At 39.6% G+C, this 21216-nt stretch carries 26 protein-coding genes and 2 pseudogenes; 26 read left to right on the plus strand and 2 right to left on the minus strand.

What is annotated here, in order from left to right; genetic code table 11:
- Nucleotides 1-145: pseudogene (locus LH47_RS15260) on the plus strand (UPF0236 family protein); the annotation flags it as partial.
- 151 nt (nt 146-296) lie between these two features.
- Here LH47_RS15260 and LH47_RS09165 read toward each other — a convergent pair.
- Nucleotides 297-458, minus strand: a pseudogene (locus tag LH47_RS09165) (homoserine O-acetyltransferase/O-succinyltransferase family protein); the annotation flags it as partial.
- A 144-nt stretch (nt 459-602) separates the two neighbouring features.
- Between LH47_RS09165 and LH47_RS09170 the strand changes: the two are divergent.
- From LH47_RS09170 to LH47_RS09180, 4 genes are all read left to right on the plus strand, one after another.
- The gene (locus LH47_RS09170) at nt 603-1037 is read left to right on the plus strand and encodes a BrxA/BrxB family bacilliredoxin (protein WP_043966740.1); all 435 of its coding nucleotides are present in this window, start codon (nt 603-605) and stop codon (nt 1035-1037) included.
- Between the two features lie 40 nt (nt 1038-1077).
- Nucleotides 1078-1854, plus strand: a complete 777-nt coding sequence (locus LH47_RS09175) for a class I SAM-dependent methyltransferase (RefSeq protein WP_043966741.1) — start codon at nt 1078-1080, stop codon at nt 1852-1854.
- Between the two features lie 34 nt (nt 1855-1888).
- Nucleotides 1889-2020, plus strand: coding sequence for a YuzL family protein (locus LH47_RS15265; RefSeq protein WP_084221302.1), 132 nt, complete (start codon nt 1889-1891; stop codon nt 2018-2020).
- A gap of 195 nt (nt 2021-2215) precedes the next feature.
- On the plus strand, nt 2216-3448 hold the full coding sequence (locus LH47_RS09180) for a dicarboxylate/amino acid:cation symporter (protein ID WP_200890865.1): 1233 nt from the start codon (nt 2216-2218) through the stop codon (nt 3446-3448).
- Between the two features lie 21 nt (nt 3449-3469).
- On the opposite strand, the gene LH47_RS09185 is transcribed toward LH47_RS09180, so the two are convergent.
- Nucleotides 3470-3835, minus strand: coding sequence for a GIY-YIG nuclease family protein (locus LH47_RS09185; RefSeq protein WP_043966743.1), 366 nt, complete (start codon nt 3833-3835; stop codon nt 3470-3472).
- A 91-nt stretch (nt 3836-3926) separates the two neighbouring features.
- Here LH47_RS09185 and LH47_RS09190 point away from each other — a divergent pair, with 91 nt between their 5' ends.
- The 21 genes from LH47_RS09190 to LH47_RS09290 all read left to right on the plus strand — a co-directional run bounded on the left by LH47_RS09190 (nt 3927) and on the right by LH47_RS09290 (nt 21192).
- Entirely contained in the window at nt 3927-4121 is a 195-nt protein-coding gene (locus LH47_RS09190) for a twin-arginine translocase TatA/TatE family subunit (RefSeq protein WP_043966748.1), read from the plus strand.
- Nucleotides 4122-4209: 88 nt separating this feature from the next.
- Nucleotides 4210-4929, plus strand: coding sequence for a twin-arginine translocase subunit TatC (gene tatC, locus LH47_RS09195; RefSeq protein WP_200890866.1), 720 nt, complete (start codon nt 4210-4212; stop codon nt 4927-4929).
- A gap of 157 nt (nt 4930-5086) precedes the next feature.
- Nucleotides 5087-6157: a hydrogenase small subunit gene (locus LH47_RS09200; protein ID WP_043966752.1), complete on the plus strand. Its 1071-nt coding sequence runs from the start codon at nt 5087-5089 to the stop codon at nt 6155-6157.
- A 2-nt stretch (nt 6158-6159) separates the two neighbouring features.
- Nucleotides 6160-7881 (plus strand): nickel-dependent hydrogenase large subunit, encoded by a 1722-nt coding sequence (locus LH47_RS09205; RefSeq protein WP_043966754.1) that lies wholly within the window; start codon nt 6160-6162, stop codon nt 7879-7881.
- A gap of 11 nt (nt 7882-7892) precedes the next feature.
- Nucleotides 7893-8669 (plus strand): Ni/Fe-hydrogenase, b-type cytochrome subunit, encoded by a 777-nt coding sequence (gene cybH / locus LH47_RS09210; RefSeq protein ID WP_043966756.1) that lies wholly within the window; start codon nt 7893-7895, stop codon nt 8667-8669.
- Nucleotides 8659-9135 carry a HyaD/HybD family hydrogenase maturation endopeptidase gene (locus LH47_RS09215; RefSeq protein ID WP_043966758.1) on the plus strand — a complete coding sequence of 159 codons (477 nt, stop codon included), beginning with the start codon at nt 8659-8661 and terminating at the stop codon, nt 9133-9135. The genes cybH and LH47_RS09215 overlap by 11 nt, the downstream gene beginning before the upstream one ends.
- Complete coding sequence (locus LH47_RS09220; RefSeq protein WP_043966759.1) at nt 9132-9551, plus strand: (2Fe-2S) ferredoxin; 420 nt, start codon at nt 9132-9134, stop codon at nt 9549-9551. Before LH47_RS09215 ends, LH47_RS09220 begins: the two co-directional genes overlap by 4 nt.
- Nucleotides 9544-9921: a hydrogenase maturation nickel metallochaperone HypA/HybF gene (locus LH47_RS09225; protein ID WP_043966761.1), complete on the plus strand. Its 378-nt coding sequence runs from the start codon at nt 9544-9546 to the stop codon at nt 9919-9921. The genes LH47_RS09220 and LH47_RS09225 overlap by 8 nt, the downstream gene beginning before the upstream one ends.
- Nucleotides 9899-10570, plus strand: a complete 672-nt coding sequence (gene hypB / locus LH47_RS09230) for a hydrogenase nickel incorporation protein HypB (protein WP_043966763.1) — start codon at nt 9899-9901, stop codon at nt 10568-10570. Before LH47_RS09225 ends, hypB begins: the two co-directional genes overlap by 23 nt.
- Nucleotides 10543-12822 carry a carbamoyltransferase HypF gene (hypF, locus tag LH47_RS09235; protein ID WP_043966764.1) on the plus strand — a complete coding sequence of 760 codons (2280 nt, stop codon included), beginning with the start codon at nt 10543-10545 and terminating at the stop codon, nt 12820-12822. Before hypB ends, hypF begins: the two co-directional genes overlap by 28 nt.
- Nucleotides 12813-13040 (plus strand): HypC/HybG/HupF family hydrogenase formation chaperone, encoded by a 228-nt coding sequence (locus LH47_RS09240; RefSeq protein ID WP_021094797.1) that lies wholly within the window; start codon nt 12813-12815, stop codon nt 13038-13040. The genes hypF and LH47_RS09240 overlap by 10 nt, the downstream gene beginning before the upstream one ends.
- Entirely contained in the window at nt 13021-14130 is a 1110-nt protein-coding gene (gene hypD, locus LH47_RS09245) for a hydrogenase formation protein HypD (protein ID WP_043966766.1), read from the plus strand. The genes LH47_RS09240 and hypD overlap by 20 nt, the downstream gene beginning before the upstream one ends.
- 3 nt (nt 14131-14133) lie before the next feature.
- The gene (gene hypE, locus LH47_RS09250; protein WP_043966768.1) at nt 14134-15126 is read left to right on the plus strand and encodes a hydrogenase expression/formation protein HypE; all 993 of its coding nucleotides are present in this window, start codon (nt 14134-14136) and stop codon (nt 15124-15126) included.
- Between the two features lie 90 nt (nt 15127-15216).
- Complete coding sequence (gene thyA / locus LH47_RS09255) at nt 15217-16011, plus strand: thymidylate synthase (RefSeq protein ID WP_043966770.1); 795 nt, start codon at nt 15217-15219, stop codon at nt 16009-16011.
- A gap of 14 nt (nt 16012-16025) precedes the next feature.
- A complete protein-coding gene (locus LH47_RS09260; protein ID WP_043966771.1) occupies nt 16026-16517 on the plus strand; it encodes a dihydrofolate reductase in 492 nt (163 codons plus the stop codon).
- A 123-nt stretch (nt 16518-16640) separates the two neighbouring features.
- Nucleotides 16641-17909 carry a threonine ammonia-lyase IlvA gene (gene ilvA, locus LH47_RS09265; protein WP_043966774.1) on the plus strand — a complete coding sequence of 423 codons (1269 nt, stop codon included), beginning with the start codon at nt 16641-16643 and terminating at the stop codon, nt 17907-17909.
- Between the two features lie 97 nt (nt 17910-18006).
- Entirely contained in the window at nt 18007-18258 is a 252-nt protein-coding gene (locus LH47_RS09270; protein ID WP_021094802.1) for a YpmP family protein, read from the plus strand.
- Between the two features lie 139 nt (nt 18259-18397).
- Entirely contained in the window at nt 18398-19240 is an 843-nt protein-coding gene (locus tag LH47_RS09275) for a DegV family protein (RefSeq protein ID WP_043966792.1), read from the plus strand.
- 12 nt (nt 19241-19252) lie between these two features.
- Nucleotides 19253-19825 (plus strand): SCO family protein, encoded by a 573-nt coding sequence (locus LH47_RS09280; RefSeq protein WP_043966776.1) that lies wholly within the window; start codon nt 19253-19255, stop codon nt 19823-19825.
- A 65-nt stretch (nt 19826-19890) separates the two neighbouring features.
- Nucleotides 19891-20628 (plus strand): SGNH/GDSL hydrolase family protein, encoded by a 738-nt coding sequence (locus tag LH47_RS09285; RefSeq protein ID WP_043966778.1) that lies wholly within the window; start codon nt 19891-19893, stop codon nt 20626-20628.
- Between the two features lie 3 nt (nt 20629-20631).
- Nucleotides 20632-21192, plus strand: coding sequence for a YpmS family protein (locus LH47_RS09290; RefSeq protein ID WP_043966780.1), 561 nt, complete (start codon nt 20632-20634; stop codon nt 21190-21192).
- Nucleotides 21193-21216: the final 24 nt, after the last annotated feature.

Here is a 21216-nt window from a genome sequence, read left to right on the forward strand (position 1 = left end):
GTCCAAGCGGGTTGAACAGGCCAAACGGAAGGCAGGACGGTTGTGGGCAGATGTGGTGCGTCAGAATCTACCGTGTCTGCAGCGGTCATCCGGGACGCCGATCCATCAAGCGTTGTCGGCGCTTCGGGATTTTGGTTGGGTGTAAAAAAATGGAATACAATATCATCACTTCAAGATGAGGGATGAGAGTCCAAAAGCGCTTACGATATCAATTCCTGAAAATGGTTCGCTAACTAGTGATTGACAACACCCGTAGTGAACCGAAAAAATGTTCTCCACAAAGTCTTGACTGACTCTAGCTGTGTTTCTGCTTTTTCTTTTTGCGGCATTAAGTTTAAAATAATAATGTTTAACGGTCGAATGTCTTGGGAATAGGCGCGATCTTCATCCATGACGAAAATATTTTCTTGTTCTAATATTTCTTTAGCTGGAAGATCACGAGGAATATTAATTGGCAATGTTCTCAACCTCCATTTACATCATATAAATATATTCATTATAAAAATTTTTAGAAAATTGTTCAATGTTTTTTGTCTTATTGATTTTTCTATTTGCATTGTTGTATTCTTGTAAAAGCAAGAATGATTTGGAGGGATGAACGTATGTTTATGTCATATGAAGAATATATGCGTCAAGTCGTACAGCCGATGCGTGATGAATTAGTCAGCGGTGGCTTTAAAGAATTACGTACGAGTGAAGAAGTGGAACAATTTATGGAAAAAGTAGAAGGAACGACGTTTGTTGTCATTAATTCCGTTTGTGGTTGTGCGGCAGGGCTTGCACGTCCAGCGGCTATTCAGGCGGTACAAATGAGCGAGAAAAAACCAGACCATCTTGTGACAGTATTTGCTGGACAAGATCGTGAAGCAACGGCTAAAATGCGTGAGTATTTTGTTGGCATTGAACCTTCTTCGCCATCGATGGCCTTATTAAAAGGAAAAGAAGTTGTTCATTTTATTCCGCGCCACGATATTGAAGCAAATTCTCTTGAAAATATTATGCAAAATATTATGCAAGCTTTTGAAAAACATTGTTAAGGGTGTCCGATTGACATCCTTTTTCTTTTGGGGTGAACGTATGATTGTGACAACTGCTGGCCGAACAAATGAACAAATGATTGAAAAAGCGAAACAAATTGCCGATGAATTACAAATTCCGTACATCCCGCGTCAGAAACGTTCCATTACAGCCATTCAGCAACAGATAGCTGAACCTGTTTTGGTCGTTGGGAAAGAAAGATTAGAAATCCATTTGATTAACGGAGATGAACCGTTATTTTTTCATCCAAATTCTGCTTCCTTTCGTGCAAAGCGTATTTTAAAAGGAGAAAGTGAACCATTTTTACAAGCGACGAAATTACAAAAAGGGATGACGTTTTTAGATTGTACGCTTGGATTAGCAGCTGATAGCATAATCGCTAGCTTAGTTGTTGGTGAGGAAGGAAAAGTGGTGGGAATTGAAGGGAGTGCACATATCGCTTACTTAACAAAACAAGGATTACGTCATTGGGAAAGTGATGTCGTTGAACTTAATGAAGCGATGCGGCGCATTCATGTAAAGCATGCCGATTTTCGCTCTTTTTTAGCGCAATGTGATGATCAGTCATATGATGTTGTTTATTTGGATCCGATGTTTGAAGTAACTATTGATGAAGCGGACGGAGTAAGGGGACTAAAACAGGCAGCGCTATATACGAATGTTACAGCAGAAGATATCGAACAAGCAAAACGAGTAGCTCGACAGCGAGTTGTACTAAAAGATCATTGGCAAAGTTCACGTTTTGAGCAATTTCATTTTTTCGTTTATCGAAGAAAGACGGCAAAATTTCATTTTGGTACGATTGAACTTTCATAAATGACGCAAAATAAGACAGTAGGAGGTGAATGAAATGGGGAAACGAAAAAAAGATGCTTCGAAAACAGGATTAAGTTCACCAGAGATCAAAGGACAAGGTACGACTGAACACGAAACAGGAAACATTGGAGTAGATTCGAGTCGCAAAAAAACAAAGCGGATGTAAACTACCACATTATCGTGGTAGTTTTTTTTGTAAAAAAAGAAATTAAAATACTTTTATAACAATTATAATCATTTTTTCTTTACAATTTTAAAAAAAACATTTACAATTGAATAGATCCTCTCCCTTAACCCTTTTCCCGAACGAAGTTGAATACGTTTTACAGCAAAAGATGCAGAATTTGATGGAGGTGTGGATATGTCAATGACGAAAAAAATTTTACTAGGAATGTTTGCAGGAATTATCGTTGGACTCATTTTCAACTTAGCTCTTCCAACAGAATGGTTTGACCTCGCAAAAACATACGTACTCAATCCGCTTGGAACAATATTTATTAACTTAATTAAACTGCTTGTTGTTCCAATTGTTTTTGTATCGCTCGTTTTAGGAGCAGCTGGTGTTGGTGATCCGAAAAAGCTTGGTCGTATTGGTATGAAAACAATTGCATTCTTTTTAATTACTACTTCTCTTGCACTTATAATTGCTTTAACATTAGGATCTGTCATTCGTCCAGGAGAAGGGAATTTTAATTTAGAAGGGGCATCGTTTGAAAAGAAAGAAGCTCCGCCGGTTGTAGATACATTATTGAATATTATCCCAACAAACCCATTCCAAGCCATGGTTGAAGGAAATATGTTACAAATCATTGTATTTGCGGTGCTTGTTGGAATGGCTGTCGCCCGCCTTGGTGATCGAGTAAAACAGGTGAGAGTCACCATAGAGCAAGCAAATGATCTTCTCATGTATTTAGTAGAATGGGTGATGAAGTTTGCGCCATATGGTGCATTCGCATTAATTGCTATTGCGATCGGCGGACAAGGATTTGATGCGATTGCAGCGATGGGGAAATATATGTTTGCTGTATTGTTAGCTTTATTTATTCATTTCTTCGTCGTGTATGGTACGGCAGTATGGACACTTGGGAAAATGAGCCCTATCGCACTTATTAAAGGATTTTCTCCAGCGATGGCTGTTGCGTTTAGTACATCAAGCAGCAATGCTACGTTGCCAGTATCGATGGAAACGGCACAAAAAAATTTAAACGTTCCGAAAAGCATTAGCGGTTTTGTTCAACCTCTTGGGGCCACGATTAATATGGATGGAACAGCCATTATGCAAGGTGTGGCAACGATGTTTATCGCACAAGTGTATGGTGTGGACTTAACAGTTAGTGATCTTTTGACCGTCATTTTAACAGCAACACTTGCGAGTATTGGTACAGCAGGCGTTCCAGGTGTTGGTTTAATTATGCTTTCCATGGTGTTAACATCCGTCGGTCTACCTGTTGAAGGAATTGCCCTTATTTTAGGTGTTGACCGCTTACTCGATATGACGAGAACAGTCGTGAATATTACAGGTGATGCGGCATGTGCAGTTATTATTGCAAAATCGGAAGAAAAATACGAAAAACAATATGAGAAAGCAAGTTAAACGAGGGAATACATCCCTCGTTTATTCTTTATAATAAATAAGGTGGGAAAAACAGCGACAGTCCGATGAGCCAAATTTTTTTACAATCCATTGTCCTTTGTATTGTTGAAACAGCTGTTGGGCTCGTTCACATTCGCTTAGTTCGGAGGAATACGTTTGAACGTGTGTAATTTCACCGTATGGACGAATGTAATCGATATGCCAGTGCTTTCGTTTTTCTAGTTGCATATGACGTTGAATACGTGATTGAATGTTTCGTTTCGCACTCCCTACATAAATATAGTTTCCGCTCGGGAATAAAAAACTGCCCAATCGACCGACTTTTATAGTAACATCGCTAGATATGGTAAAGAAAATGGCGTACACTGTATGTTGATTGTCAAACATTTCTCACACCTCTTAAAAATTTGTCATTGAAAAATGAAGATCTTAGCAATACAATAAAAGAAGCGTATGTATAAAAAAAGGAGATGACGTTATGCTTTCAAATATCGGAGTACCTGGCTTAATTTTAATCCTTGTCATCGCTCTTGTCATTTTCGGACCGAAAAAACTACCTGAAATCGGACGGGCTTTTGGTGAAACATTGCGTGAATTTAAAAAGTCAACAAAAGGACTGCGTGATGAAGTATTAGAGGAGCTTGAGGAAAAGAAAGAAGCGCGTAAATCATAAGGCGGCAACGATGTGTTGCCGTTTTTAACATGGAAAAAGGTTGGTGTTTACGCTCGTGGAAGAAAAGAAACGATATGAAGATAAAGAGATGACGTTAGTCGAACATTTGGAAGAATTACGCAAACGCGTGTTTATTGTTGTTGGAGCCCTTATTTTATTTTTTATTTTAGGATTTATTTTTGTGCAAGATTTATACCGTTGGCTTATTGCTGATTTAGATGTGAAGCTAACGATTTTAGGTCCGACCGATATTTTATGGGTATATGTGATGTTAGCTGGCGTGTTTGCAATTACAATGACGATTCCTGTATTTGTTTGGCAAGTATGGATGTTCGTGAAGCCTGCTCTTACGCCACGGGAGCGAAAAGTAACGCTTTCATATATTCCAGCTACGTTTTTACTTTTTGTACTCGGCTTATGCTTTGGGTACTTTGTTGTATTGCCTATGGTGTTTCATTTTTTAATGAGCCTCGGTGAAGATTTGTTCGCAACGATGTTTACAACAGAAAAGTATTTTCGGTTTATTTTGAACATGACGATTCCGTTTGCGATATTGTTTGAATTACCGATTATCGTTATGTTTTTAACAAGCATTGGCATTATTAATCCATACGCGTTACAAAAAGTAAGAAAATACGCGTATTTTGTATTAGTAATTATTGCGGTTACGATTACACCACCAGATTTTATTTCTGACTTTTTAGTAACGATCCCGTTGCTTTTGTTATATGAAGTAAGTATATCAATCTCAAAATTTGTGTATAAACGAAAAGAAAAACAGTCGGAGCAAGAAGCGTCTTCCAAATAGGAGGCGCTTTTTTATCTACTTATTATAATAAAAACTATTTTCACGTTGTTAATATATTTAAGAACATTTTATGACAATTATCCCATGAAAATAACATAAAGGGAAATAATGATATATAATTAGCTGTAAACGTTATCATGTAAAGGGGAGGAGCTATGTGAAAAGAAAAACTATTTTAGAAGAAGTGCTTGATCGCGGTTTTACGAGACGCGATTTTTTAAAAATGTGTACGGCGCTTGCGGCGACCATGGGACTTGATTTTTCACAAACGGACCAAGTGGTTGCAGCGATGGAAAAGAACCAGCGTGTTCCGGTTATTTGGTTACAGTTTCAAGACTGTACAGGGTGCTCTGAATCATTTATTCGTTCGACGCATCCGAAAGTGGAAAGTGTGCTGTTAAATATGATTTCTCTCGAGTATTCGGAAGCGCTTTCTGCTGCTTCGGGTCATCAAATTGAAGCTGCACTCGAACATGTTCTTGAACATTATCCGGGAGAATACATACTTGCAGTGGAAGGAAGCTTGCCAACAGACGATGCATTTTTAACCGTTGGGGGCGTATCGGCAAAAGAAACGTTTCTTCGCGCTGCTAAAGGAGCAAAAGCGATTATTGCATATGGAAGCTGTTCATCGTGGGGAGGGATTCCTGCGGCATATCCAAATCCAACAAAAGCCAAACCAATTACGCATTTTGTGAAAGATAAACCTGTTGTATTAGTGCCGGGATGTCCGCCAATTGCAGAAGTCATGACTGGTGTCATTGCGCATATTATTACGTTTGGCAAACTTCCAGAGCTTGATCATCTTGGCAGACCGAAAGCATTTTATCGTCATCGTATTCACGATAAATGTAATCGTCGCGCATATTTTGATGCAGGCTTATTTGCGGAATCGTTTGATGATGAGGGAGCAAGACAAGGATATTGCCTATATAAAGTAGGATGTAAGGGGCCAACAACATATAACTCCTGTGCGGAAATGCGCTGGAACGGTGGGGTTAGTTATCCAATTCAATCCGGCAATCCATGTATCGGTTGCTCCGAGAAAGGTTTTTGGGATAACGGTCCATTCTTCGTTCGTCGTGCAAAAATCCCTGCATCTCAAACGACGATTAATCCAGAAACGGTCGGAGCGATTGCGGTTGGTGTGACTGCTGCAGGTGTCGCTGCTCATGCTGCGGTAACAGCAATGAAGAAAAAAGACGAACATCATGATCGAGGTGAATAAAGATGACAGAACGTATTGTTGTCGATCCAGTAACACGAATTGAAGGGCATTTACGCATTGAAGTAGATGTTGATGACAGCGGTGTCATTCAAGAAGCATTTAGTTCAGGTACAGCGGTTCGTGGCATTGAGTTAATTGTACGAGATCGCGATCCACGGGATGTTTGGGCATATGTGCAACGCATTTGCGGTGTTTGTACAACAACTCATGCTTTAGCTTCAATCCGTTCCGTTGAAGATGCGCTTGATATTAAAATTCCGAGAAACGCACATTTGATTCGTGACATTATGAACGCGGCTGTTTTTTTACATGACCATGTCGTTCACTTTTATCATTTGCACGCATTTGATTGGATTGACGTATTAAGTGCACTTAAAGCAGATCCAAACGAAACAAGCCGTATTGCTCAGTCGCTCTCTAGTTGGCCAAAATCGTCTCCGGGTTATTTTAAAGACATTCAAATGAAAGTACAAAAAGTTGTGGATAGCGGGCAACTCGGCATTTTTGCAAACGGCTATTGGGGGCATAAAGCATATAAGTTACCACCTGAAGTGAATTTACTTGCCGTTGCTCATTATTTAGAAGCGCTCGATTGGCAAAAAGAAATTGTGAAAATTCATACGATTTTTGGTGGAAAAAACCCACATCCTCACTATGTCGTCGGTGGGATGGCTACACCGATTGATGTAAATAGCGATAATGCCATTCATGCCGAACGTTTGATGCATGTTTCGCAAATTATCGATCAGGCAGTAGAGTTTGTAAATAATGTTTACATCCCAGACTTATTGGCGATCGGCTCATTTTATAAAGATTGGACATATGGTGGTGGTTTAAACAACTATTTATGTTATGGAGATTTTTCAACAGGCGATATTCGAGACGTTCACTTATACCGTTTCCCACGTGGTGTCATTTTAAATGGAAACTTCAATGAAGTGCTCGATGTCGATCCGAAAGATCCAGAACAAGTAAAAGAGTTTATCGATCACTCGTGGTATACGTATGACGGAAAAGAAGGGGGCGTTGGTAAGCATCCGTGGGAGGGTGAAACATCACTTCGTTATACAGGACCAAAGCCACCGTTTAAAACATTAAATACAGATGAAAAATATAGCTGGTTAAAATCCCCAAGATGGAAAGAGCATCCGATGGAAACAGGGCCACTTGCACGCATGCTCGTTGGCTATGCTTTAAAGAAAGATGAGTTTGTCGGATTAATAGATGACACGTTGAAAAAATTGAATTGGCCGCTTGAAGCGATGCGTTCAGCACTTGGTCGCACAGTAGCGCGCGGACTTGAGTCCATTCTTGTTGCAAAATGGATGCGTGACGATATGGACGCATTATTGGCGAATATTCGCAATGGAAACCAAATTACATTTGATCGAACAAAATGGGAGCCAAGTACATGGCCGAAAAAAGCAAAAGGAGTCGGATGGATGGAAGCGCCACGTGGAGCGCTAGGTCATTGGATTGAGATTGAAGATGGAAAAACGAAAAACTATCAAGCGGTTGTTCCGACGACCTGGAACGCTTCACCGCGTGACCATAAAGGACAAATTGGTGCGTATGAAGCATCTTTAAAAGGAACGCCATTGCTTGATAAAGAAAAGCCGTTAGAGATTTTGCGCATCGTCCATTCGTTCGATCCATGTTTAGCATGTGCGGTTCATTTAACAGATCTTGAATCGAAACAAACGACTCATATTCGTATTGGATAGGAGGGGAGTGTATGTCGATCCCAACAAATCCAAAAATTGAACAAAAACGGACGGAAGTCATTTGGAAGCGATCACGAAAAGCAAAACATATTGAATTAAACGATCACATGGTGAAAGTGTACGTATGGGAGCTACCTGTTCGTATTTTTCACTGGATTAATGCTTTTTCTATTCTAGTGTTAATGATTACGGGCGTGTTCATTGGCCGCCCGTTCGTGTCCGCATCTATTCAAGAAGAGGCATATTATTCCTTTTTAATGGGATGGGCGCGCTACGTTCACTTTTTTGTTGCTTTTCTTTTTACTATTAATCTAGCTGTTCGTTGGTATTGGGTGTACAAAGGAAATGAGCATGCAACATCGAATCCGTTTCGCCTTTCTTTTTGGAAGGAAGCGTTTGAAACAATAAAATATTACTTATTTATGAAAAACAATAAAAAACATTACATTGGGCATAATCCACTCGCCCAATTAAGTTATTGGATTTTTATTGGTCTTGGTTCGATCATTATGATGCTTACAGGTTACTATTTATTATTTGAACCACAACCAGAATCAATTTATGGAAAAATGTTTATGTGGGTTGCCCATTTATTTGGTGGCGATAGCTATTCCGTTCGTTCGTGGCATCATCTTGTGGCATGGGGGTTTATCATTTTTACTGTTGTACACGTATATATGGCATTTCGTGAAGACTATTTACAACGAAATGGAACGATGTCATCCATTTTTACTGGCTATAAACTAGAAAGAAAAAAAGAAGCATTAGGTGAACAGGATGAAAAATAAAAAAATAACTGTTCTCGGAATAGGAAACTTACTATATTCCGATGAAGGAGTAGGCATTCATATTTTGCCTTTATTAGAAGAAAAATTGGCGAAATACGACGAGGTAGAAGTGATTGAAGGCTCAACTGATGGGATGCGTTTACTTGGGACAATTGAAGAGACGGAGTATTTGGCAATTGTCGATGCTGTCAATGCAGGGAAAGAAGCAGGAACAATCGTTACGTTAATCGATGATGAAATTCCAGCATATTTTGGAATTAAAATGTCCATTCATCAACTCGGTTTTCAAGAAGTGTTGTCAGCCGCCAAAATACGTCAAACATGTCCAAAACAAATGGTTTTATTTGGTGTTCAACCTGCATCTTTATGTCTCGGATTAGAGTTATCGCCAATTGTCCAAGCGCAACTTCCACACGTTGTTGAGCGAGTTGTTCACCAAGTAGAGAAGTGGTGTCGTACGCCATGAATCGCCTGCAATTTTTAAAAATGATGCGTAATAGTTTAATTGAAACAATGAAAGAAGCTTCCGCCCCATTATTAGAAGACGAGGTGGAAAAAGTGAAGAAATTATTTTCTAATCATCGCACGTGGCATGCTATTGGCCCGTGCGATGATATATGTGACGTTGAAATCAAAACTGTTGATCGCATCCCGCTCATTGTTTACAAACATGAAGGGACGTTATATGTAAGAAAAGCTATTTGTTCACATTGTCAAGTCATGCCGCATTATATTCAGCAAGACCATCGTTTTATTTGCTTGTATTGTGATCGTGAATGGCATGTATTTTCACAAAAAGGAACGTTGCATATGCCACTTCTTCCTACAAAACGAGAAGGAGATGAGTGGTATGTGCAAATAGAAAGGGATTCTTATGCATGAGATGGCGCTAATGGGAGAAATCGTTCAGTTAATCGAGCAAGATGCTCAAATGAAAAAGATAAAATATGTAAAAAAAGTAGAATTGCTTGTTGGCACGTTAAGCAATGTGCTTCCGGATGCATTACAATTTGCGTTTGATGTGTATAAAATGCAAGCAAATAACAGTTTAACAATGGATGCTGAATTGATCATTCATATAGAGAAAGCGAAAGCAGTTTGCGCAATTTGTGGAAGCCAATATGAGCCCGTGACAAAAATTGCTCAATGTCCAACATGTTTACTTCCGAGTGGAAACATTGTAGAAGGAGAAACATTTCGTATATTGGCATATGAAGGGAGTTTGACGCATGAAAATTACATTGGAAGTTGATGTGTTAACAAACAATAACCGTGCAGCTGCGTTTAACCGTCAATTATTTGAGGAAACGAATACGCTTGTCATCAATATAATGAGCTCACCGGGCGCAGGGAAGACAACCATTTTAGAGAAGACGATTGAGACGTTAGCAAATGAGTTTCGTATCGGTGTCATTGAAGGGGATTTAGCAACAGAAAAAGATGCAGATCGTATTCGTGCCCTTGGTGCGCAAGCCGTACAAATTAATACGCATGGAGGGTGCCATTTAGATGCTCGTATGATTGCGGCTGTTTTACCGCAATTTGATTTTCAACATCTTGATATTTTATTTATTGAAAATGTAGGAAATCTTGTTTGTCCATCCGGTTATGATTTAGGGCAGCAACATAAAGTAGCTGTGTTAAGCGTACCAGAAGGGAATGACAAAATCCCAAAATATCCGACGATGTTTATGAGAACAGAGCTTGTTTTACTAAATAAAATTGATTTACTACCGTATCTTGATTTTGATGTCGAACAAGCGAAAGAAGATTTATCATGTATTCATCCACAGTCTAAGTTGCTTCCGTTGTCAGCAAAAACGGGTGAAGGCATGGATGAATGGTTACATTGGATTCGAGAAGGGGTTGCCCGATGCAAAAAGCAGTCAATATCACAGTGAAAGGACGAGTGCAAGGAGTTGGCTTCCGTCCTTTTATTTTCGCACTTGCCCAGCGATATCAAGTAAAAGGAACAGTCCAAAATAATATGGATGGGGTTTTTATTCATATAGAAGGCGATGCATATGCAGTTGACCAGTTTATTTACTCTTTACCGATGGAGGCACCGCGGCTATCTCGCATCGATGAGATGGTCGTAACTTTATCACAATGGCGTGCTTTTAAAAATTTTTCTATCATTACGAGCGAACGAACAGGAAGTTCTTCGCTCGTAATTCCAATTGATACGGCTGTTTGTGAAGATTGTTTACGAGAAATGTATGATCCAAATGATCATCGGTATCGCTATCCGTTTATTAATTGCACACAATGTGGCCCTCGTTATACAATCATTGAACAGTTACCGTACGATCGTCCGTTTACATCGATGCGCTCGTTCCAAATGTGTGAACGATGTGAACAAGAGTACAAAGATCCTATGAACCGCCGTCATCACGCTCAGCCTATTGCTTGTCCAACATGCGGTCCATCTGTTGCATTATTGATGCCAGATGGGCAAGCGATGCAAGGGGATGCCATTGAACAAGCGAAGGAATATATTCGTGCTGGGGCGATTGTTGCGGTGAAAGGATTAGGTGGATATCACTTAGCTTGTGATGCGACAAATGAAATGGCTGTTCGACAATTACGAATAAGAAAACGGCGGCCTCATCGTCCGCTAGCTATTATGGCAGCCTCCCTTGATATTGTAGAACAATTATGTCATGTCACTGCGGAAGAAAAACAGTTGTTAACTTCGCCGGAAGCTCCCATTGTTGTTGTTAAACAAAGAAAAAACACAATGATTGCTTCATCGGTTGCTCCGGGGTTACAAACAGTTGGAGTGATGTTACCGTACACCCCACTTCACCATTTATTGCTTGATGACCGATTGCCTGTTGTCGTGATGACGAGTGCGAATCGTTCAGGGGTGCCAATGATATACGAAGACGACCAAGCTTTACGTGATTTACAAGGCATTGCTGATTATTTTCTTGTACATAATCGTCCGATTGTTCACCCTATTGATGATTCTGTTGTTCAAATAGAGAGTGGCAAGATTCATTTTATTCGACGAGCGCGTGGCTTTGTTCCCGATCCATTAGAGACGAAGTATGACGTTCATGAAATTGTAGCACTTGGTGGTCAACAAAAAAATGCATTCGCGTTTGGGAGACATCATCAAATTTTTTTAGGGCCTCATATTGGTGACTTAGAGCATGTAGAAGTCGTTGAACATTTCCAAAGGGAATACGAACATTTACGCACTTGGATGGGAGTAACGCCAAAAACAATTGCTGTTGATTTGCATCCAAATTATGAAACGTGGAATATCGCAAAACAATGGAATGCCGACATTGTAGCTGTCCAACACCATCATGCACACATGGTTTCGTGCATGGTGGAAAATCATATACACTCTCCTTGTTTTGGACTTATTTTAGATGGAACAGGATACGGGGAGGACGGACATATATGGGGGTTTGAGCTACTGTACGGAGATGCTTCGCAATATAAACGGCTCGGGCATTTAACGTATACTCCGCTTCCAGGTGGAGAACGTTGCATCAAAGAGCCTTGGCGTACAGCAATCGGCATGCTGGGACATTATTTCGGCGAACAAGGATATGCTCTGGCGGAGAAGCGATTTGCCGAACGAGCACAAGAGGTACGTGTATTAAAAAAAATGGTCGAAAAAGGACTACACTCTCCTTTAGCAGGTACGTGCGGGAGGCTATTTGACGCCGTTAGTGCCTTTTTGCACGTTTGCACGCATAGTACGTACGATGGGGAGGCGGCTGTTCGACTTTCTGAATTAATTGATGATACAAAAATATATGAAGCTTATCCGTTTCATATAAAAAAACAGGATGAATGGGAAATTGATTTGGCAAAGATGTGGCAAGCGATATGGGAAGATGTTGAAGCTCATGAACAAGTAAATATTATTGCTGGCCGCTTCCATGAAACAGTCGTGCAAGCGTCTGTTGAATTAGTTCGTTTAGCTTTACAAAAATATCCAAAATACGAACGAAATATCGTATTATCTGGAGGAAGTATGCATAATCGTTATATCGTTAAACGTCTTCGTCAAGAACTCAGTAAGCTTGGATTGTGTGTTTACACGCATCAAAAAGTACCGTGCAATGATGGAGGACTAGCTCTTGGACAGTTAATCATCGCAGCACATAGGAGGGATCGTGTATGTGTGTAGGAGTACCGGCAAAAGTGTTACATATTGAAGGTTTTTCCGCACGAGTAGATGTCATGGGATCACAAATGGATGTTGGAATCATTTTTGTTCCTGAAGTCAAAATTGGCGACTATGTCATTGTGCATGCTGGACAGGCGATGTCGATTATTGATGAACAGTATGCAAAAGAAAGTTTGGAAGAATGGAGGAAGCTAGTCGATGCTAGACGTGATGGATAGCCCAACTCGTTCAGCGCTCAGTCGAACGTTGTTAAAAGAAGTACAGACGTTAGCAAATCAGTTTCAACAAACGTTTGGGCGAATGCCCTCGTTTATGGAAGTGTGCGGTTCACATACGATGGCACTTGCTCGTACGGGAGTAAAAAAAGCGCTCGAAGGATACGTTCGTCTCATTTCTGGTCCTGGTTGCCCTGTTTGCGTCACTGATCAAGTAACAATTGATGCAATGATTTCTTTGACAGATGGTGCGGATCGAATCATTTGCACATTTGGCGACATGATGCGGGTGCCTGGATCTTATGGAACGTTGATGCAAGCGAAGACAGAAGGAAAAGATGTGCGTGTCGTCTACTCTCCAGTTGATGCGGTTCGTATTGCTGAACAGCATCCGTATCAAGAAGTTATTTTTTTAGGGATAGGCTTTGAGACAACCATTCCGATTTTAGCAGCAGCAGTAAAAGAAGCAGAAGAAAAACAAGTGCACAATTTTTCGATGTGGATGTCGACAAAGCTAGTGGAGCCAATTTTGCGGCAATTACTTCACGATGGAGAAGTGTCACTAGACGGTTTTTTACTGCCTGGGCATGTATCCATGGTGATGGGAAGAGCGCATTTTGAATTTTTAGCAACAGAATACAATATGCCTGCGGTAATTAGTGGATTTGAAGCATTAGATATGTTAAGTGCTATTCGTCATTTATTAATATTGGCACTCAAACAGCACGCTATTGTATTAAACGATTATAAAAGCGTAGTGAATGAACAAGGAAATGTACAAGCGAAATATTGGATGAGCCATTATTTCACATTATGCGATGAGGCGTGGCGCGGTATCGGAGTGATTTCACAAAGTGGAATGGATTTTAAGAAAGAGTATGATCGGTTTAACGCAAAGGTGAAGTTTTCTGTTTTAACGCGCGAACCGCGTCGAACAAAGTGTCGGTGTGGAGAAGTCATTCGTGGGCTTATCGATCCACCACAATGTGTATTGTTTGGGAAAGCATGTACACCGCTTCATCCGATTGGACCTTGTATGGTGTCATCAGAAGGCAGTTGTGCAGCGTATTATCAATATATGAGGGAGGAGTAACGAATGGAGCGAATAACGCTCGCCCACGGGGACGGAGGACAGTTAGCTCATCAGCTCATTTCGGATATTTTTGTTTCTATGTTTCATAACGATCGTCATGCAAAATTCGATGCGGCTACGTTTACGTTAGACCTGCATGAGCTAGCAATGACAACGGATAGTTTTGTCGTTAAACCTCTTTTCTTTCCAGGCGGAAACATTGGAAAGTTAGCGGTAGCTGGAACAATAAATGATTTAGCGGTCGTTGGAGCGATCCCGAAAGTTATGACTTGTAGTTTTATTATCGAAGAAGGGTTTCCAATTTGTGATTTAAAAACGATCGTGCAATCGATGGCTGAAGAAGCAAAAAAAGCAAATGTGGCGATTGTTGCGGGCGATACAAAAGTCGTTGAACGTGGTAGTGCGGATGGATTATATATTAATACAACTGGGATCGGAGTCATTTCCCATCCGCTTGATCCTAAAATGTGTGAAGGAGACTCGGTCATTGTCAGCGGTTCAGTTGGTGATCATGGAGTAGCTATATTAGTGGCCCGAGGGGAATTAGGTCTTGTATCAACGGTTGAGAGCGACTGTGCAACATTGTATCCGCTCATTGCCAAAGCGTTACAAGCAAGTCAACGCATTCGCCTGATGCGCGATCCAACCCGCGGGGGATTAGCGACTGCCCTTGTAGAAATTTGTGAAGATTTTGGTGTAACGATTGAGTTGGAGGAAGAACGTATTCCAGTAAAACAAGAAGTGGAAGGAGCATGTGAATTGCTCGGTTTTGATCCACTTTATTTGGCTAACGAAGGAAAAGTGGTCATGATTGTTCCGAAAGAAGATGAACAGGCTGTTCTTGATGCCCTTCGTTCTCAACCTGAAGGAAAAGATGCAGCTGTGATCGGAACTGTTCGAGCAACAAACAAAGGTCAATTATTGTTGCGAACACCGCTTGGCACAACACGACGATTATATCGATTAACAGGATTAATGTTGCCACGTATTTGTTAAACCGTAGGGGAATCCTGCGGTTTTTGTCTTTCCTACTTTTATGGTTTATGTCATAATAAATGACAGTACATAAAAAAAGGTGAGGGTGTTATGAAGCAGTATTTACAATTACTTGAAGATATTTTACAAAACGGTGTGTATAAAGATGACCGTACGGGAACAGGGACAATTTCTGTATTTGGACGTCAATTGCGTTTTGATTTACGCGAAGGATTTCCTTTACTTACAACAAAAAAGTTACATATTCGTTCGATTATTCATGAATTACTTTGGTTTTTAAGTGGGGATACGAATATTCGTTATTTAAAAGAAAATGGTGTAACAATTTGGGATGAATGGGCAGATGAAAACGGAGATTTAGGACCGGTGTATGGAGCTCAATGGCGTTCATGGAGGGGAGCGGATGGTCGAACGATTGATCAAATTAGCGAAGTGATTGAACAAATAAAGCACAATCCAAATTCGCGCCGTCTTTTAGTAAGCGCATGGAATGTTGCGGAATTAGACAATATGAAGTTACCTCCTTGCCATTATGCTTTTCAGTTTTACGTGGAAAATGGAACGTTATCGTGTATGTGGCAACAGCGTTCGGTTGATACGTTTTTAGGTCTTCCGTTCAATATCGCAAGCTATGCACTACTTACGCATATGGTTGCTCAACAATGCGATCTACAGCCAAAAGAACTCATTTTTACTGGTGGTGATGTTCATTTATATACGAATCATATCGAACAAGCGAAGTTGCAATTAACGAGAGAACCGCGCCCACTTCCGAAATTAGTCATTAAACGAAAACCAGCGTCTATCTTCGAATATCGCTTTGAAGATTTTGAAATTGTTGATTATCATCCGCATCCGCACATTAAAGCGGATGTGTCTGTGTGAGGGAAGTGAGTCAATTGATTTCTATTATTGTCGCGATGGATCGAAATCGAGTCATTGGTTGGAACAATACATTACCTTGGCACTTACCGGCGGATTTAGCTTATTTTAAACATGTAACTATGGGTCATCCGATTGTCATGGGGCGAAAAACATTTGAATCGATCGGCCGTCCTCTTCCTGGCAGAATAAACATCGTACTTACACGGGACAACACGTTTTCAGCGGATTCGAATGTTCAAGTCATTCATTCAATTGATGACATTGAACAAATAGAACAGCAATATGGTCATGTGTTTGTTATTGGGGGAGCGCAAGTGTTTGAACAAGCGATGCCGCTAGCCGATCAATTGTACGTTACACATATTGACGAAACGTTTACAGGAGATACATTTTTTCCACCAATTGATGAAAAGCAATGGGTGCTCCGTACCGCTCGACAAGGTGTGCAAGACGAAAAAAATCGTTATCCACACACATTTTGTATATATGAACGAACAGCTCGCTGATTGGCGAGCTTCATCTTTTTGAATAATTTTTAGAAAATTTACTTTTCTTTATTCGAAAATATGATATATTTTAGAATAACATAATTTTGACAACGAAATTATAAATAGAAAGGAAACGAGAAAATGGAACAACAAGTAAAACGAAAACATGGCGTATATGTAGAAGATATTTTAATTGCTTATCAAACGTTAAAAGATGTCGTGTATCATACCCCTTTGCAAAAAAATGAATTGCTTTCAGAACGGTATGATTGTCACGTATATTTTAAACGGGAAGATTTACAAGTCGTTCGCTCGTTTAAAATTCGTGGTGCATATTATCGAATGAAAAGCTTAAGTGAAGAAGAAAAGAAAAATGGAATTGTTTGCGCAAGTGCAGGCAATCACGCTCAAGGTGTAGCTTATTCATGTCGAGCACTCAGTGTGCATGGGAAAATTTATATGCCATCTACAACTCCGAGACAAAAAGTATCACAAGTACAGTTTTTTGGTCGAGAGTTTGTCGACATTATTTTAGTTGGCGATACATTTGATGACTCCTATGAACAAGCACTAATTTGTGCAAAACAAGAACAACGAACGTTTATTCACCCATTTGATGACGAGGCGGTCATTGCTGGGCAAGGAACAGTTGGTGTTGAAATTTTAAATGATTGTGAAGAAGCGATTGATTATGTGTTTGCAAGTATTGGTGGCGGGGGGCTTATTTCTGGTGTCGGCACGTATATCAAAAGCATTTCACCAGCAACGAAACTAGTTGGCGTCGAACCTGAAGGAGCTCCTTCTATGAAAAAATCGTTTGAAGCAGAAGAAGTCGTCACTTTAAGTGAAATTGATCCATTTGTAGATGGCGCGGCAGTGAAACGTGTAGGGGAAAAAACATTTGCATTAGCAAAAGAAATGGTCGATGATATTGTCATTGTTCCTGAAGGAAAAGCATGTACAACGATTTTGCAACTTTATAATGAAAACGCGATTGTAGTGGAGCCTGCTGGAGCGTTGCCGGTTGCTGCGCTTGATTTATATAAAGAACATATTCGTGGCAAGACCGTTGTTTGTATTATTAGCGGAGGAAACAACGATATTGGGCGCATGCAAGAAATTAAAGAGCGTTCTATGATTTATGAAGGACTTCAACATTATTTTATTGTGAATTTTCCGCAACGTGCTGGCGCTTTGCGTGAATTTCTCGATGAAGTATTAGGACCAACAGACGACATTACACTCTTTGAATATACGAAAAAAAATAATAAAGAAAGTGGCCCCGCTCTCGTTGGCATTGAATTAAAATGTCGTGAAGATTACGGTCCGCTCATCGAACGAATGAAGAAAAAAGGTTTTCCGTTTATGGAAGTGAATAAAGATAGCAGTTTGTTCCATTTGCTCATTTGACAAAAATTTTTTATAAATCGATGACGAAATGTGACATACTTCAACATAAAAATCGTGTATAATATAAGTAAATCGGTCAAAAAAGAGGATTGATATTTTGTTATTCAAAAGCCTAGAGTTTAAAAACGTAGATGGGCAAAAAGTAAAAATTATCGAAATTCCGGTATTGGAGGACGATAACCCTTATCAATTTATGGTAAAAGTAAGGTTGCAAACGTTTATTGCACAAGTGCATGCTAGAAAAAGTCCAAAGAAGGTGTATTCATTTAAAGAATATTTAAAACGAGTGTTAAAGTGGCCGGTGTACGAACAAATATTTAAATCTGAAATTTTAAAAAACAATGCATAAATGATAAGGAGCTGTTTTGCCAATGTGCAAATCAGCTCTTTTTTTACAAAAAATTTTATGAAAACAGCGACATATAGGAGCATTTTATTATATAATTTCACCGTACGAAATTTTAGAATGAAATATGGGAAGTGGAAAAATGAGTAAAGTGAAGATTGTAACAGATTCTACGGTCGATTTAACGAAAGAAACGATTGAGGCGTGGGACATTCGCGTTGTACCATTATCAATCTCCATTGATGGGCAAACATATGTAGACGGCATTGATTTAACTCCACAACAATTTATTGAAAAAATGAAACAAGCAGATGAACTTCCAAAAAGTTCTCAACCGTCTGCAGGACAGTTTTTACAAGTATATGATGAACTCGGAGAAGCAGGATATGATGTCATTTCCATTCATATGACAGGAGGAATGAGTGGAACGGTGCGCTCTGCAGAGAGTGCTGCAACGATGACAAAAGCAAACGTTACCGTCATCGATTCTCGTTTTATTTCTCTTGCGCTCGGCTTTCAAGTATTAGAAGCTGCAAAAATGGCGGCAGAGGGAAAAACAGTAGAAGAAATTGTTTCGCGTCTTGATACGATCCGTGAGAATACACATTTATTTGTTGTTGTTGATACGCTTGAAAATCTCGTCAAAGGTGGTCGCATTGGCCGAGGGAAAGCGATGATTGGTTCGCTGCTAAACATTAAACCGATCGCTTCGTTACAAGATGGTGTATATACACCTGTGACAAAAGTTCGTAGTCAATCTCAAATTGTAAAATTTTTAACAAATCAATTTGTTGAACATACGAAAGGAAAGATGATTCGAGCAGTGGGGATTGCTCACGCAGAAGCAATGGATTTAAGTGAACGATTAAAACAGTCGATTGCGGAAGCAACAGGATGGACACAAACCGACATCGTGTATACAACCCCGATTATTTCTACCCACACAGGTCCAGGAGCTATCGGATTTATGTACTATACGGAGTAGGAGGCGTTAAAAGTGAGACGTATACGCTTATGGGCGTTTGCTTTATTCCTGTCCTTGCTTGTTGCTTGCCAACAAGCAATTCCAGATGCGAAAAATTGGCCAATTGAGGATTTCACATTTATCGATCAAAATGGTCAACAGTTTGGTTTAGCAGATTTAAAAGGAAAAGTATGGGTGGCAGATTTTATTTTTACGCGCTGTGCTGACGTTTGTCCTCCAATGACGGCAAATATGGCGAAATTGCAAAAGATGGCGAGGGAAAAAGGGTTAGACGTTCATTTTGTTTCTTTTAGTGTCGATCCTGAAAACGATACGCCGGATGCATTGAAGGCATATGTTGAGAAGTTTCAAGGAGATACGAGTCGTTGGCATCTACTTACAGGATACACACAACAAGAAATTGAACGTTTTGCTCAAAAAAACTTTAAAGCTGTCGTAAAAAAACCGCAAGAGGGAGACCAAGTCATTCACGGTACAGATTTTTATCTCGTTGATCAAAATGGGACGATTGTGAAGTACTATAGCGGCTTAAACGATGTGCCTTACGAAGAAATTTTAAAGCATATTGACATGTTACAAGAATAGGATATACAGACAAAAATGATGGTTCAGTCATTTTTGTCTTTTCTTTTATAGAGAGGGGATTTTCTGTGAACAAATTTCTTCTTCTATTTCTTTGCGTCTGTTTAGTCGGATGTTCTTCTACACCGACAATGATAGAAGAGAAAGAGCAAGTACAAATGAAGCCACGTGATTTACAAATTGTGGCGTTAGGCGACTCATTAACAGAAGGAGTGGGTGATGAGCAAGGTGGATATGTCACATTTATCAAGCAATATTTAGAAAGTCGTGACGATGTAAATAAAGTGTTTGTGCACAACTTTGGCAAACGAGGATTACGTAGTACACAACTCGCAGATGTCATGATAAATAACGAATCGGTTATTCAGCAAGCAGATCTTATTTTTATCACTATTGGTGGAAATGATATGATGAAAGTTGTTCGTTCACATTTTTTATCTTTAACATATGATTTGTTTGTAAAGGAACAACAGGCATTTGCGTCCCGACTTGATGAGCAACTGCAACTTCTTCGGCATATGAATCAAGACGCTTATATTGTGCTTATTGGATTATACAATCCGTTTTCTTCAGCTTTCCCAAATATACCTGAAATGGATGAGATTATACACATGTGGAACGAGGGAAGTGAGGAAGTAATTTCTCGCTATGATCGTACACTATTTGTACCTATTGCGGATCTGTTTGAAGGACGGGATGATGTATTGTATGATGATCAATTTCATCCGAACAAAATAGGCTATGAACAAATGGCAAAGCGCATATACGAATACTTACAAAGACATCAGGAATGGATAGGAGAATGAATTGTGAAATGGAAAATTTTATTTTTTAGCTTGTTAGGGATAAACGCTCTAATGATCGTGTTACTACTTTTTTATATGTTTCAGCCATTTCCTTCTCCAAATATTCCAAACATCAAAGGGGAAGGACCAACATTTACTGTGCAAACATCGAAGCAACATATAAATACGTTAATTCGTGATTATATTCAGAAGCATAAAAAGGAAGGTGAATTGTCTTATGATGTTCAATTAGCTGATCGTCTCTATATTACAAGTGCAATTCCGATATTCGGAAAACAAGTCGATTTAAAGATGGCATTTGATCCAAATGTTGATGAAAGCGGGAACATTATACTTGCTCATCCAACAATGACCTTCGGACGGCTTCGTTTGCCTGTTTCATATGTATTAGCGTATATAGAAAAGCACGCTTCTTTACCGAATTGGGTGAAAGTGGATGCAAAAAAAGAGCGCATTTATATTGTTGTCAGCGATATTCTTATAAAAAAAGGGTATATGCTTAAAGCGAAAACGTTTGATTTAAGTAAAGATGATATGACCTTTACCGTTACAATTACAAAATAGGATGTTCCACATATAGAGGGACAT

It is taken from the genome of Anoxybacillus thermarum, from assembly GCF_000836725.1.
Classification (GTDB): domain Bacteria; phylum Bacillota; class Bacilli; order Bacillales; family Anoxybacillaceae; genus Anoxybacillus; species Anoxybacillus thermarum.